We start from the raw sequence: 14,056 nt of genomic DNA, 5'->3' as shown, positions 1-14,056 counted from the left end.
GGATAATTGCCTATCGCCTCTTGTGTTGCTTTTACGCAACACTACATCGCGAGCACGCATTTCGAAAAAGAGGACGGACATGAACCTCGAAAAATTTACTGACCGCGCCAAGGGCTTTCTCCAGTCGGCGCAGACCGTCGCGATCCGCATGAGCCATCAGCGGATCGGGCCGGAACATCTTCTCAAGGCCCTGCTGGAAGATAGCGAGGGCATGGCGTCCGGCCTCATCAAGGCAGCGGGCGGCTCCGCGCCAGTCGCGCTGCGCGACACCGACGCGGCCCTCGCCAAGGTGCCCGCCGTTTCCGGCAGCGGCGCGCAGCAGACGCCGGGCCTCGACAATGACGCCGTGCGCGTGCTCGATTCCGCCGAACAGGTCGCGACCAGGGCGGGCGACAGCTTCGTCACGGTCGAACGGCTGCTGCTGGCGCTGACGCTGGCGACCACCACCACCGCGGGCAAGGCGCTTGCCGCCGCCGGCGTGAAGCCCGAAGCGCTCAACGCCGCGATCAACGCCCTGCGCGGCGGCCGCACCGCCGATACGGCGGGGGCGGAGGATCGCTACGATGCATTGAAGAAATTCGCCCGCGACCTCACCGAAGCGGCCCGCGCGGGCAAGCTCGATCCGGTCATCGGCCGGGACGAGGAAATCCGCCGCACCATCCAGATCCTCGCCCGCCGGACCAAGAACAACCCGGTCCTGATCGGCGACCCCGGCGTCGGCAAGACCGCCATCGCCGAAGGCCTCGCCCTGCGCATCGCCAATGGCGACGTGCCCGATACGCTGAAAGACCGCACCCTGATGGCGCTCGACATGGGCAGCCTGATCGCGGGCGCCAAATATCGCGGCGAGTTCGAGGAGCGCTTGAAGGGCGTGCTGGACGAGGTGAAGGGTGCCGAGGGGCAGATCGTCCTCTTCATCGATGAAATGCACACGCTGATCGGCGCGGGCAAATCCGAAGGCGCGATGGATGCGGGCAATCTGCTGAAACCCGCCCTGGCGCGCGGCGAACTCCATTGCATCGGCGCGACCACGCTCGACGAATATCGCAAATATGTCGAAAAAGACCCCGCGCTCCAGCGCCGCTTCCAGCCCGTATTCGTCGGCGAACCCACGGTCGAGGATACGATCAGCATCCTGCGCGGCCTCAAGGAAAAATACGAACTGCACCACGGCGTCCGCATCACCGATGGCGCGCTGGTCAGCGCGGCGACGCTCTCCAACCGCTACATCACCGACCGTTTCCTGCCCGACAAGGCGATCGACCTGATGGACGAGGCCGCCAGCCGCCTGCGCATGGAGGTGGAGTCCAAGCCCGAAGAGATCGAAAATCTCGACCGCCGGATCATCCAGCTCAAGATCGAGCGGGAGGCATTGAAGAAGGAAACCGACAAGGCTTCCGCCGACCGCCTGACCACGCTGGAGAGCGACCTTGCCAATCTGGAGGAGCAGTCCGCGTCGCTGACCACCCGCTGGCAGTCGGAAAAGGACAAGATCGCCGGCGAAGCCAAGGTCAAGGAACAGCTCGACGCCGCCCGGCTCGAACTGGAACAGGCGCAGCGCGCCGGCGACCTCGCGAAGATGAGCGAACTGTCCTACGGCACCATCCCCGCGCTCGAAAAGCGCCTGGCCGAGGCGGAAACCGCGTCGGAAGGCGCGATGCTGCGCGAGGAAGTGACGGCGGAGGACATCGCCGGGGTCGTCGCCCGCTGGACCGGCATCCCGGTCGAACGGATGCTGACCGGCGAGCGCGAAAAGCTGCTGGCGATGGAGGATACCATCGGCAAGCGCGTCATCGGCCAGGCCGAAGCGGTGAAGGCCGTGTCGACCGCCGTGCGCCGCAGCCGCGCCGGCCTGCAAGACCCCAACCGCCCGCTCGGTTCCTTCCTCTTCCTTGGCCCCACCGGCGTCGGCAAGACCGAACTGACCAAGGCGCTCGCCGGCTTCCTCTTCGACGACGATTCGGCGATGGTCCGCATCGACATGAGCGAATTTATGGAGAAGCACAGTGTCGCCCGCCTGATCGGCGCGCCTCCGGGCTATGTCGGCTATGAGGAAGGCGGCGTCCTGACCGAAGCCGTCCGCCGCCGCCCCTATCAGGTCGTCCTGTTCGATGAGGTGGAAAAGGCGCATGGCGACGTGTTCAACATCCTGCTCCAGGTGCTGGACGATGGCCGCCTGACCGACGGGCAGGGGCGCACGGTCGACTTCACCAACACGATCATCGTCCTGACATCGAACCTGGGCAGCCAGTTCCTCACCGGCCTCGCCGATGACGATCCGGTGGAAAAGGTCGAACCGCAGGTGATGGAAATCGTGCGCGCCCATTTCCGCCCGGAATTTCTCAACCGGCTGGACGAGGTGATCCTGTTCCACCGCCTGGGCGCGGCGCATATGGCCCCGATCGTCGACATCCAGGTCGCGCGCATCGGCAAGCTGCTGAAAGACCGCAAGATCGTCCTCGACCTGACCGACGAGGCGCGCGCCTGGCTCGGCCGTGTCGGCTATGATCCCGTCTATGGCGCGCGCCCCTTGAAGCGCGCGGTCCAGCGCTACCTCCAGGACCCGCTCGCCGACCTCATCCTGCGCGGCGACGTGCCCGATGGGGCCACCGTGCGGGTCGAGGATGGCGACGGCGCGCTGATGCTCTCCATCGCCTGAACCGCAAAGGCCCGCCGATCACTCGGCGGGCCTTTTCTTGGATGCGGTCGCTATTCTGCTCTGTTCCGCGTAACTATTGCCGGACTTGTTCTTCGCTATCTCATCACCTCGGCAATTAAGGAGACATTCCCCAATGCCAAATCAGCCTTATTTCCCATCCAGGCGCACGGTACTTGCTGCGGCTGTCGGTGCGATCACCGCCTTGGGTGGGTGTGCTACTCTTTCGCCAGCGGGTCGTAAATTCTGGATGGACGGCCTCAGCTTCCTGCCTGATGACCTGGCGGACATTGGCGTGGCGGGTCTCGACGGCATGATCTGCGACGTGTCGGAGATCGAGGAAATCCGCGATGCACAGGGTGTACCTCGCTATCTGCGCACCTACATCAAATGTAGCGCCGCTCTGGATGCTGCGACTGCCCGGCTGGCGGGTAGCTCTGACGCCTATGTCGCGCGCAAGGGGTCTGACATCGGCACACGGCCGGGATGCGCTACCTTCCTTCAGTTCCAATCCTGTGAGCCGATCGGGACGGACCTGTCGCGAATCGCTGACTTTCACCGACGCGGCCTGCGGGTGTTGCAATTCACCCACCATAATCAGACCCTGTTTGCGGGGGGCGCGCTCGATCCGAAATGGACTGGCCTGACGCCACTCGGCATCGAAGGGCTGGCGGAAATGAACCGGGTCGGCATCATGCCCGACGTGTCGCATGGTTCGGAACCCACGATGCTGGAAGCGGCGCGGCGCAGCAGCACTCCGATCCTGCTGTCGCACGGTGCCTGCAAGGCGATCGTGAATCATCCGCGTTGCGCCTCCGACACGGTGATCCGCGCGATCGCCGACAAGGGTGGGATGATGGGGATTTTCATGATGAGCTTCTGGCTGACGCGCGATCCGGTGCCGACGGTCGATCATCTGATCGCCCATATCCGTCACGTCGTCAATATTGCCGGCATCGACGCGGTCGGCATTTCCAACGACTTTCCGATGGCTGGACAACCAAATCTGGTGAAGCTGGACAATGACAATCGGGAAGGGGTGAAGGAATATATTGCCTGGTGGCTAGCCATGCGCGGGCAGGGGATCAGCGGCTTTGACTGGACCCCGGAACATGTCGTGATCCCGCAATTGAACCGCATTGATCGCATGGCGACCATCGCTGCGGCGCTGGATCGGGCGGGGTTCCGCAGCAGCGCCGTCGAACGGATCATGGGGGGTAACTGGCGCCGGGTACTGACTGACACATTGGGCTGAATACTCTTTAACGAACGATAAAAAAGGCGGCTCCCTTTGGGGGAGCCGCCTTTTTTGGTTCCTGCGACCGGATTACCCGGTCTCAGGCGATCTTAGAAACGGAAATCGACACCGGCGTAGAGCATACGACCATAGAGGTCATAGGTGTTGGCCGAAGTCTGGGTACCTGGGAAAGTGACCGGATTGGTGTCGCCGAACACCGGCGGCTTCTTGTCGAAAACATTGTCGACACCGAAATACAGCTCGTAGGTCTTTTCCTTGTCCAGACCGATGCGCAGTTGGGCGTCATGATACCAGTAAGCGCCAGTGCGGGTTGCGTCAGGATCGGTGATGTCGTCCTTGACCGACGACAGATAGTTTACGCGCCAATTGAGTGAGACATTGTTCAGACCGATAGTCGCCGACACATTGACCTTGTCTCGGAACCCGGTGCCCAGACGGCCGCAGCTATAGCAATCAAGCTGGCCGACTTCCTTCTGGGTGGGGCCACCTGGGAAGCTGGTCTGCTCCTGCTTGAGCAGGTGGGTCCAGCGGGCGACCAGGTCGAACTTGCCGTTGTCGCCAAAGCTCTTGCTGTAATTCACCGCCGTATCGATGCCCGACACTAGGAAGGACCCAGTATTCAGATTGAACGCATCGACCTGCGTGACACGCCCGGTAGCGTCGCGGGTGATATTGTTGCAGAACAGCGCTTCGCCGCCGCCGGTGATGCATTCGTCGAGCGACGTTTGCTGACCGATGATGCCGATCGCGTTCTGGACCTTGATCCGGTAATAATCGACCGTGACGCTGAAGCCTGGGGCGAAGCGCGGCGAAAGGACTGCACCCAGGGTCAGGGTCTTTGCCGTTTCCTCGTTCAGGCTGGGATTGCCGCCGACGAAACCATTGATCGTCTGGATCTGCGCAGTGGTGTAGGTAAAGCCGCCGGCAGCCGCCGCTGCGGCGATCGCCGGGTTGGAAAGGCACGCCGCAGGCAGCGCCGCTGCCGGGATGCTGATTGGCGCGCCGTCACCATTGCCTTCCGCCTGATCGCACGGATCAACCACCGCCGGGAAGGTCTCGCTCTGGGCGGAGAACAACTCGGAAATGCTCGGTGCGCGGGTCGCTTCGGCATAGATACCGCGGAAGCGGATGTCGGGTATCGGCGCCCAATCGCCGCCAGCCTTCCAGCTCCACACGCCGCCGACCGTCGAATAATCGGCGTAGCGAATGGCGCCTTCCAGACCCAGATAATGGAAGAAGGGACGCTCCGACAAGATCGGCGCGAGGACTTCGATGAAGCCTTCCTTCACATTATATTTGCCGCGCGTGTCAGACAGAAGGTTGCCGAGGGTCAGGCCGTCATTCGTTGCCTGGTCGAAATCTTCCGTGCTCGATTCACGACGATATTCAAAGCCCGTAGCAAAGCTCAACGCACCGCCAGGTAATTCGAACAGTTCGCCCGAGATCGATGCGGCCGCTACGTCCTGCTTGATCTTGGCGCGATAGGTCGAAAGCTGACCGCCACGCGTGACATAGTTGGCGGCGGCCGCCGACACCGTATTCGCGCCGAAAATGTTGATCGGCACGCAGGCAGCGTCATTGTTGGTCAGATCGGCATCGACATTGATGCTGCACACCGGGCCATTAGGGCCAGCGACGGCGTTCAACGCATTGACATATTGCGGCCCGAAGATCGTGCCCGAACGGGTATAATCCTTGGTCTGGCCGTGCGAATAATAAACGTCGTAGTTGAACTTCTCGGCCAGACTGCCTTTCAGGCCGGCGACCACACGCCAGGTTTCACGATCATTCTTGTTGCTGCGGTCGAAAATGTCGTTCGACCGGCGGCGGAACGGCAGCGAGGTGACGCCCGCCGCAACCATCGCATCGCGAATCGCGGTCGGAATGAACGGATTGGTGATGGGGATGCCCTCATAACCGGTGCCGTCGGCATTGGTCAGGTCGGTGTTGGCGACCGCCTGTGGTTCCAGCTTCGAACGCGACTTGCTCTTGGCGTAGGTGACTTCGCTGTACAGCGTAACATTGTCGGCCAGTTCATAGCTGGCGAGGCCGGTTGCCAGATAGCGCTCTACCGGTACGCCAAGATAGCGGTCCTGATTGCGGTTATAGCCGTCGATATTGGCGCCCTGATAGTTTTTCAGGACATTGTTGGGGCCGAAGGTGAAGGTGTTCGGACCTGCCGCGAAGCCGCCATTGGGGCTGAAAAGACCCTGGGATGCAAAGGAACTGCGGTTCGGAATGTCGGTGTCGGAAAAGCCGCGATCGCGCGACCGAAGTCCGTTATCCTTGTCGAAGCTGCCATTCACAACAATATGGCCACGGCCGCCGCCGAAGGACAGGCCGCCCGTCACGGTCGCCAAGTAACGACCCGCGTCGCCTTCGTCACTCAGCGTGTTCTGGCCGTGGAAGCGCAGGCCTTCAAACTTGTCATCAAGAATGAAGTTGACCACGCCCGCGATCGCTTCCGAACCATAGACCGCCGAAGCACCGCCGGTGACGACCTGCACTTGCTTGATCAGGTCGGTAGGAATGGTGTTGAGGTCGACAATCGACGTGCCCGGCAGGCCCGCGACGAAGCGGCGGCCGTTGACCAGCACGAGGGTGCGCGAAGAACCCAGGTTGCGCAGATTGACGGTGGCGACGCCGTTGCCGGTGGTCGAGAAATTCGATGAGGTGCGGCTGATATTCTGACCTACGGCAGGCAATTCTGCCAGCACGTCCTGAATATTGGCGGCACCCGTCTGCGTGATCTGCTCCTGGCTGACGACGGCTACGGGCACGGAGGCGCTGAGATCAGGCCGCGCGATGCGCGAACCTGTAACGACAATAACGTCGTCACCTGCATCAGCGGCCTGCGGCGCGGTCTGTGCAAACGCAGCCGTCGCAATCAGCGACGCGCTCAGGATCGCCGGAGCGGCGCTGGCACGCAGAAGTGCCCTCTTCGAAAATGTTTTCACGGTTCCAGTCCCTTGCTCTGGAGTTTGGCAGATGGCCTGCCACAGAAGTGGCCCGTACGGAGGGATAAGGTGCCCGACAGCGATCCCCCCATATGGATGGCCCGAAACTGCGCGGGGTTAAGGGCGCTGTAAAGCCGGGGAAAAGGGCGAAAGCCGCTTTTGAAGCGGGCTGTATCATAAATGCAACAAGCCTGCCCTGCCCTTGTTTTACGCCTGTATTGCAAGATAATTACACGGTCATGCAAAGGGCTGTAGTAATGATGCCCCATGGGTCGGGCTGTGGACGGATTGTGGCGTGCGGCGCGCCTCGCCAGAGGAGAATCGCGATGTTGACCGATGGGTTGGCTGGTGCATGTTAGGGTACGGCACGGCTGATGAAGAGGATGGAATATGATCGGGAAGCGTGATGGACTGATGATGGCGGTCCTGGCGCTCGTCGCCGGCGCGGCGCAGGCGGCGCCCGTAACGCAGCAGCCCCGGCCTGAAATCTTCACCGATCTGCTCCAGTGCCGCACCATAACGGATAATGTCGCGCGCCTGGCCTGTTTCGACCGGCAGGTCGCGGCGATGGACGCGGCCGCCCAGCGCGACGAGGTGGTTGTGCTCGACAAGAGCGAACTCAACAGGACGCGCAAGACGCTGTTCGGCTTTTCCTTCCCCAAACTGCCCTTCCTGGGCGGCGGCGACGATGCGGATGAAGCGCGCGAGCAGGCGGAAGGATTCAGCCATATCGCGGCGAAAATCGCCTCGTTGCGCAGCCTGGGCTATGGGAAATGGCAGATCGGGCTGGAGGATGGCGCACAATGGGCGACGACGGAAGCGGTGACTGGCCGCGATCCCAGGGTCGGCCAGATGATCGAAATTCGTCGCGCCGCCATGGGCAGCTTCATGGGCAAGGTCGAAGGTGGCCGCGCGGTACGGATGAAGCGGATCAGCTAGTCGCGCTGCGGCGCGGCCGGCATCGGCCCGGCGATCAGCATCGGGTCGATTCGCGCCGCGTTCCATTTCATGCCCCAGTGCAGATGCGGCCCGGTCGCGCGCCCGGTCGCGCCGATCGCGCCGATGCGTTGCCCCTGCGCCACAGGATCGCCGACCTGCACGTCGATCCGCGACAGGTGCAGGAAGGCGCTGCTCAGGCCATGGCCATGGTCGATCATCAGCAAATGCCCCTCCAGCGTGAAGGGCTTTTCGGTGGCGGCCAGGATCACCACGCCATCGGCCGGCGCCACCACCGCCGCCCCGGTCGGCCCGGCGATATCGACCCCGCCATGATAGGCGCCCGCCGTCCCCTGATAGATGCGCTGTGCCCCGAACAGCCCGGATATCCGGCCGATGCGCGGCCAGATGAAGCGCTGCCGCCAGCCCTGCGCGTCCGTGACTTTCGTTCGTGCAGCGGCGATCGCCGCCAGTTCGGGCTGTCGCAGCGCCAGAAAGGCTTCGGTGCTTCTGGTCGGTCGCATCGGGGCATTGATCCGTTCGATCCGCCAGTCGCGCGGCGCGACTTGCAGCGATTGCTCGATCGTCCGGCCATCCGCCATCCGTGCGCTGAGCTTCGCCATGGGCGTGGCATCGCGATCAAAGGCGATCAGGAAGCGCCCGTCCGCATCCACCGGCACCGGCTTGCCGTCCAGTTGCAACATCACCGTTCCGGTTGGCGCCGTGCCGAGCAGGGTGCCGCCCTGGACCGCCCGGCCCGTCAGGCGGATGGCGGGGGGCTGGGCAATCGAGGCGCTCGCCGCAGTGAGCAGAAGCAGCGCGGCGGCGATCCTTGTCATCCGATGCGGCCAGCCTTCAGTTCCGCCTGGGTCGACGCCTGCGCACTGGCATAGGGTTCCTGCCGGGCGATGCTCCAGTAACGCAGATCCTCCAGCGCGATCCGTTGCCCGGTCACCGCGCACAGCACATGGTCGCCCGCCTGCAACACGCGAAAGCTGTAGGGCATATAATGGAGCCGGGCGATCCGGTCGCGGTTGGACATCAACATGGTCGGCCTCACTCTACGCCATCGTCACTGTGCTGCGTCAGGAAAACAGATCCTGCTGCGGCGTTCCACCCCCCTCGCGCGCTTTGCGTGCCGGGCGGGGCGGGGATGATATAGCGGGCGGGGCGCTCTTCTCAAGCAGCGCTGCGCCCTGCCCGACCGTCGCATCGACCGTTCCGTCCTTGAAGTGCAGGGTCACGGCGCCCGCCGCCTGCGCCGCCGCGACCGACTGCACCAGCCGTCCCTGCGCCATCACCCGCGCATAGCCGCGCTGCAAAGGCCGATCGGGATCGAGCGAGGCGAAGTGGCGCGAGACCCGGTCGAACGCGGTCGCGCGGTCCTGATAAACGCGGGTCAGATAATCGGGCCGCAGCCGCAGCCGATCGAGCCGCTCGCCGGCCCGCATCACATATTGGCGCAGCAGCGCCGGCCGCAACGCGCCGCCCGCCTGGCCCAGATGCGCGCGCGCATCCGCCAGCCGGTGCCGCAACCCGCTCACCAGCCCGTCGGACAGTTGATCCAGCCGCTGCCGTTGGGGGCTGAGCAATGTATCGGGCGTCGGCATCAGCCGTGCTTGCATGTCCAACCGCTCGCGCGCCTGGCCCGCGCCGCGCCGCACCGCCCGCCCGGCGCGCAGGCCCATCTCGCTCAAGGCCGCCAGCAATTCCGCCCGCACCGGCACCGCCATCTCCGCCGCAGCGGTCGGGGTCGGCGCGCGGCGGTCGGCGGCATAGTCGCACAGGGTCGTGTCCGTTTCATGCCCCACCGCCGATATGATCGGGATGGTGCAGTCGGCCACCGCCCGCACGACGATTTCTTCGTTGAAGCTCCATAGATCCTCGATCGACCCGCCGCCGCGCGCCACGATCACCAGGTCGGGGCGCGGCACCGGCCCGCTGCCGTCCATAGCCGAAAAGCCCCGCACCGCCCGCGCAATCTGCTCCGCCGCGCCCTGCCCCTGCACCAGCACCGGCCACACCAGCACATGGGTCGGGCAACGGTCCGCCAGCCGATGGAGAATATCGCGGATCACCGCGCCGGTCGGCGATGTCACCACGCCAATCGTGCGCGGCAGGAAGGGCAGGGGCGTCTTGCGCTCGACCGCGAACAGCCCTTCGCCCGCCAGCTTCGCCTTCAGCTTCTCCAGCAGCGCCATCAGCGCGCCTTCGCCGGCCAGTTCCATCCGCTCGATCACGATTTGATATTTGGACCGGCCCGGATAGGTGGTCAGCTTGCCGGTGGCGATCACCTCCACCCCGTCCTGCGGCGAAAAGGCCAGCCGCTGTGCGCCGCCCTTCCACATCACCCCGTCCAGCACGGCATTCTCGTCCTTCAGCGCCAGATAGAGGTGCCCCGACGCCGCCCGCTTGAAACCCGAAATCTCGCCGCGCAAGCGGACATGGCCGAACCGCTCCTCGACCGTGCGCTTGAGCATTCCCGACAATTCGCTGATGCTGAGCGGCGGCGCGTTGTCCCCTGCGCGTTCCTCCGCTAACAGGCGGCCCGAACTGTCATAGGCATCAAATTCCGGGGACATGGGCGACATGAACATCCTTCTGCTTGGCGGCGGTGGCCGCGAACATGCGCTGGCGTGGAAGCTGGCGCAATCGCCCCGGCTCGTTACGCTCTACGCCGCGCCGGGCAATCCGGGCATAGCCGAGCACGCGCAATTGGTCGACCTCGACGCGACGGATCATCGCGCGGTGCTCGATTTCTGCACCCGCCATTCGATCGGCCTGGTGGTGATCGGCCCGGAAGCGCCGCTGGTCGATGGTCTGGCAGACAATCTGCGCACCATGGGCGTGCCGGTGTTCGGTCCCAACCGGAAAGCGGCGCAACTGGAAGGGTCGAAGGGCTTCACCAAGGATCTGTGCCAGCGCGCGAACATCCCCACCGCCGCCTATCAGCGCGTCACCAGCAAGGATGGCGCACTGGCCGCGCTCGACGATTTCGCGCTGCCGGTGGTGATCAAGGCGGACGGGCTGGCCGCGGGCAAGGGGGTCATCATCGCGCAAACCCGCGACGAAGCGCTCGCCGCGCTCGATTCGATGTTCTCCGGCGCATTCGGCGCGGCGGGGGAGGAAGTGGTGCTCGAAGAATTTATGACCGGGGAGGAAGCCAGTTTCTTCGCCCTCACCGACGGCGTCGCCATCCTGCCCTTCGGTTCGGCGCAGGATCACAAGCGCGTGGGCGACGGCGATACCGGCCCCAATACCGGCGGCATGGGCGCCTACAGCCCGGCGCGCGTGCTGACCCCCGAATTGGAGCGCCAGGTGATCGACACGATCATCCGGCCGACGGTGGAAACGCTGGCAGCCGAGGGCATGCCCTATTCCGGCGTCCTCTATGCCGGACTGATGCTGACCGCCGAAGGGCCAAAGCTGATCGAATATAATGCCCGCTTCGGCGATCCCGAATGTCAGGTGCTGATGACCCGCTTCGACGGCGATCTGGTCGATCTGCTGCTCGCCGTGGCGCAGGGCAGGCTGGCCGACCAGGGGCCGGTGCACCTGGCGGATCGCACCGCGCTCACCATCGTCATGGCGGCGCAGGGCTATCCCGATACCCCGCAAAAGGGCGGGGCGATCGCCGGCATCGAAGCGGCGGAGAAGGCCGGGGCCAAGGTCTTTCACGCCGGCACCGCCGACCGGGACGGGGTGCTGGTCGCCAATGGCGGGCGCGTCCTCAATGTCACCGCCACCGGCGACACGGTGGGCGCGGCGCAGTCCGCCGCCTATGCCGCCGTCGATGCGATCGACTTTCCCACCGGCTTCTGCCGCCGCGACATCGGCTGGCGGGAGGTCGCGCGCGAACGCGGCTGAACCCCTTGCGGCGGGCCGCCAGCCGTTCTTAAATAGCGGCATCGTTATTCGGGGAGATGGAACTGATGCAGGAATTCTTCATGGACTATGGGCTGTGGCTGCTGGTGGCGCTGCTCGTGGTGATCGTCCTGGTGTTCCTGCTGTCGGGCAAGGGCAAGGCGGATGCGCCGGCCGAGCCTGTCGCACCGCCTGCGCCCGTCGCACCGCCTGCGCCCGTCGCGCCTCCGGCGGTAGCGGCTGTCCCGGAACCTGCGCCCGTTCCGGTCGATCCGGTTCCTGCCGCACCCGCGCCAGTGATCGCGCCCGTCCCCGTCTCGCCGGCCGTGACCACGCCCGCCGCCGCCGATCAGGACGACCTGCTCCGGCTCAAGGGCGTCGGTCCCAAATTGCACGCGCTGCTGATCGAGCTGGGCGTCACCCGCTTCGCCCAGATCGCCGCCTGGACCGACAGCGACATCGCCACGATCGACGCCAGGCTGGGCAATTTCAAGGGCCGCCCGATCCGGGACCAGTGGGTCGATCAGGCCAGATATCTTGCCGCCGGCGACATTGCCGGGTTCGAGGCGAAATATGGCAAATTCTAGGTCGGCCGGGCCAGCGGCTCCAGCGATGGCATAAGGGGCGGGCGAGGCGAGGGTGCACTGCCAAGGCACCGCCGCCCATATAGATGGGGCGCCGACAGTCGGCTGATGAACAGCAGGATCAGCACCGACAGCGCCAATGTCGTCACCGCGTCCGCCCCGCTCATCAACACCATCCCCATCACCAGCGGGTGCCAGAGGTAGAAGAACAGGCTGTCCCGCCCGATCCGGCTGATCGGCGCGCAGGACAGACGCCGCGCCGTCAGCCGGGGCAGCAGCGCGATCAGGCTGAGGCACATCATCAGCCGTGCGGGGACATAGGCCAAGGCGTTGTCACTGCCCCACAGGCTTGACCACCAGATCAGCCCCAGCGCCCCGGTCAGCAGGGTGACGCCCAGATAGCGGGCGGGCAGGCCGCGTTCGGCCATCATCATGCCGAAGAAGAAATAGACCGGATAGCAGAGGAAGCGGTTGTCGGCGGACAGCAGGCCGTCCCCCAGCGGGCCATGGCCCAGTCCAAAGCTGTACATGGTTGCCAGGCTGATCGGCGCGCCGATCGCCAGCAGCATCAGCGGCGGCAGCGGCGCCAGCCGCGTCACCAGGATCAGGAAGAAGAGGACCGGCACATACCAGAGGTGGAAGGGCGGCCGCAGCACCATCTCCAATGGTGTCGCCCAGGACAGCGACCAGCCACTGGCCAGCAGATAGACCGATATGGCAAAGGCCCAGGGCAACAGCATCCGTTCGCCATAGCGACCGAACAGCCGGTCGGCCGGGTCGGTGCGGGTACGGGCGACATTGAGCAGATAGCCGGAAATGCCGATCATCAGCGGCATGCGGAAACCGGCGCCGATCCACAGCGCCAGATGCTGCTGATGCGTCAATTCCATGGCGTGCCCCGCCATCACCAGCAGGATCAACACGCCCTTCAGCAGATCGATCGACGGATTCTTGCCCAAATTGCCTGGTCCCGGTTCCCGCCGGACCATAGGGCGGTACAGGTTGCCAATCCCTAAATGCCGCTGATCCTTCCGCCAGGGCAGCGTCTACGCACGATATCGCTGCCATGCCCCGAAGCTGACAGGCAGCATATCGGGCGTTGTGGCCGCAAGCCGATGATCATTGGCGGTGCGTCGCGCCTGGTGGCGCATCCCATGAAAAAGCCCGCCGGTCGTGGCGACCGGCGGGCTTTTTCAACCAGCAGCGCGCCGGCTCAATATTGGACGGTCACGGTCACGGCGCGCCGGTTCTGCGCCCAGCTTGCCTCGTCCGATCCCAGCGCCGCGGGCCGTTCCTTGCCATAGCTGACGGTGGTGATGCGGCCGGGATCGATGCCCAGCGAGGCGAGATAGTTTTTCGCCGCATTGGCGCGGCGCTCGCCCAGCGCGATATTATAGTCGCGGGTGCCGCGTTCGTCGGCATGGCCCTCGATCGTCACGCGCACCGACGGATTCTGCTGCAACCAGGCGGCCTGGCTCTGGAGCGTCGCCTGATCCTCCGCATCGACATCATATTGGTCGAGCGCGAAGAAGATGCGGTCCGACGCGACCGATGCGACGAAATCCTCCTGGCTGCCCTTGCGCGGGCCGGTCGGCGTCATGGGGCCGCTCGGAACGGTTGTGCCGTCGCTGCCGCCGGGGGCAGGGGGTAACTGCGCCGGCGGCTTTTTCGAGCAGGCGGCCAGTGCGATGATGGCGGTGGCCATAACCACGGTCCGGGACAATTTCATCGGAATCTCCTTGTTGCGCTGTCAGCCGCCCGCAGGAACGGCGACAGGGTCCGTGAAGTTCGTTACGCTGTC

The 14,056-nt window shown here is 64.7% G+C and carries 11 protein-coding genes; 5 read left to right on the top strand and 6 right to left on the bottom strand.

Annotated features, from left to right (window positions below):
* Positions 1-79 precede the first annotated feature (79 nt).
* Entirely contained in the window at positions 80-2,659 is a 2,580-nt protein-coding gene (clpB, locus tag Q4610_RS11910; protein WP_304536170.1) for an ATP-dependent chaperone ClpB, read from the top strand.
* Between the two features lie 247 nt (positions 2,660-2,906).
* The gene (locus Q4610_RS11905; RefSeq protein ID WP_304536169.1) at positions 2,907-3,911 is read left to right on the top strand and encodes a membrane dipeptidase; all 1,005 of its coding nucleotides are present in this window, start codon (positions 2,907-2,909) and stop codon (positions 3,909-3,911) included.
* 92 nt (positions 3,912-4,003) lie between these two features.
* On the opposite strand, the gene Q4610_RS11900 is transcribed toward Q4610_RS11905, so the two are convergent.
* On the bottom strand, positions 4,004-6,871 hold the full coding sequence (locus tag Q4610_RS11900; protein WP_304536168.1) for a TonB-dependent receptor domain-containing protein: 2,868 nt from the start codon (positions 6,869-6,871) through the stop codon (positions 4,004-4,006).
* A gap of 390 nt (positions 6,872-7,261) precedes the next feature.
* Between Q4610_RS11900 and Q4610_RS11895 the strand changes: the two genes are divergently transcribed.
* Complete coding sequence (locus Q4610_RS11895) at positions 7,262-7,810, top strand: hypothetical protein (protein ID WP_425262559.1); 549 nt, start codon at positions 7,262-7,264, stop codon at positions 7,808-7,810.
* On the opposite strand, the gene Q4610_RS11890 is transcribed toward Q4610_RS11895, so the two are convergent.
* Genes Q4610_RS11890 through xseA form a run of 3 tightly spaced genes read right to left on the bottom strand, consistent with a single transcriptional unit; the run spans position 7,807 to position 10,389 of the window.
* Entirely contained in the window at positions 7,807-8,646 is an 840-nt protein-coding gene (locus tag Q4610_RS11890) for a M23 family metallopeptidase (protein ID WP_304536167.1), read from the bottom strand. The genes Q4610_RS11895 and Q4610_RS11890 overlap by 4 nt on opposite strands.
* Positions 8,643-8,855 (bottom strand): DUF2093 domain-containing protein, encoded by a 213-nt coding sequence (locus Q4610_RS11885; RefSeq protein ID WP_304536166.1) that lies wholly within the window; start codon positions 8,853-8,855, stop codon positions 8,643-8,645. Before Q4610_RS11885 ends, Q4610_RS11890 begins: the two co-directional genes overlap by 4 nt.
* A gap of 37 nt (positions 8,856-8,892) precedes the next feature.
* Positions 8,893-10,389: an exodeoxyribonuclease VII large subunit gene (xseA, locus tag Q4610_RS11880; RefSeq protein ID WP_304536288.1), complete on the bottom strand. Its 1,497-nt coding sequence runs from the start codon at positions 10,387-10,389 to the stop codon at positions 8,893-8,895.
* Between the two features lie 7 nt (positions 10,390-10,396).
* Here xseA and purD point away from each other — a divergent pair, with 7 nt between their 5' ends.
* Together purD and Q4610_RS11870 are read left to right on the top strand one after the other, a co-directional pair.
* Positions 10,397-11,674: a phosphoribosylamine--glycine ligase gene (gene purD / locus Q4610_RS11875; RefSeq protein WP_304536165.1), complete on the top strand. Its 1,278-nt coding sequence runs from the start codon at positions 10,397-10,399 to the stop codon at positions 11,672-11,674.
* Between the two features lie 65 nt (positions 11,675-11,739).
* Positions 11,740-12,258 (top strand): hypothetical protein, encoded by a 519-nt coding sequence (locus tag Q4610_RS11870; protein ID WP_304536164.1) that lies wholly within the window; start codon positions 11,740-11,742, stop codon positions 12,256-12,258.
* On the opposite strand, the gene Q4610_RS11865 is transcribed toward Q4610_RS11870, so the two are convergent.
* Together Q4610_RS11865 and pal are read right to left on the bottom strand one after the other, a co-directional pair.
* Entirely contained in the window at positions 12,255-13,214 is a 960-nt protein-coding gene (locus Q4610_RS11865; protein ID WP_304536163.1) for an acyltransferase family protein, read from the bottom strand. The two genes, Q4610_RS11870 and Q4610_RS11865, sit on opposite strands and share 4 nt — an antisense overlap.
* A gap of 254 nt (positions 13,215-13,468) precedes the next feature.
* The gene (gene pal / locus Q4610_RS11860) at positions 13,469-13,984 is read right to left on the bottom strand and encodes a peptidoglycan-associated lipoprotein Pal (RefSeq protein WP_304536162.1); all 516 of its coding nucleotides are present in this window, start codon (positions 13,982-13,984) and stop codon (positions 13,469-13,471) included.
* Positions 13,985-14,056 lie beyond the last annotated feature (72 nt).

Source organism: Sphingobium cyanobacteriorum, from assembly GCF_030580935.1.
Lineage (GTDB): Bacteria > Pseudomonadota > Alphaproteobacteria > Sphingomonadales > Sphingomonadaceae > Sphingobium > Sphingobium cyanobacteriorum.
Note: the sequence above shows the minus strand (reverse complement) of the source record. Positions and strands in the feature narration are given on the sequence as shown.

Coding starts and splice junctions, on each gene's coding strand:
- clpB (WP_304536170.1), top strand. CDS start 80: ATGAACCTCGAAAAATTTACTGACCGCGCCAAGGGCTTTCTCCAGTCG.
- Q4610_RS11905 (WP_304536169.1), top strand. CDS start 2,907: ATGGACGGCCTCAGCTTCCTGCCTGATGACCTGGCGGACATTGGCGTG.
- Q4610_RS11895 (WP_425262559.1), top strand. CDS start 7,262: ATGATCGGGAAGCGTGATGGACTGATGATGGCGGTCCTGGCGCTCGTC.
- Q4610_RS11890 (WP_304536167.1), bottom strand. CDS start 8,646: ATGACAAGGATCGCCGCCGCGCTGCTTCTGCTCACTGCGGCGAGCGCC.
- Q4610_RS11885 (WP_304536166.1), bottom strand. CDS start 8,855: ATGTTGATGTCCAACCGCGACCGGATCGCCCGGCTCCATTATATGCCC.
- xseA (WP_304536288.1), bottom strand. CDS start 10,389: ATGTCCCCGGAATTTGATGCCTATGACAGTTCGGGCCGCCTGTTAGCG.
- purD (WP_304536165.1), top strand. CDS start 10,397: ATGAACATCCTTCTGCTTGGCGGCGGTGGCCGCGAACATGCGCTGGCG.
- Q4610_RS11870 (WP_304536164.1), top strand. CDS start 11,740: ATGCAGGAATTCTTCATGGACTATGGGCTGTGGCTGCTGGTGGCGCTG.
- pal (WP_304536162.1), bottom strand. CDS start 13,984: ATGAAATTGTCCCGGACCGTGGTTATGGCCACCGCCATCATCGCACTG.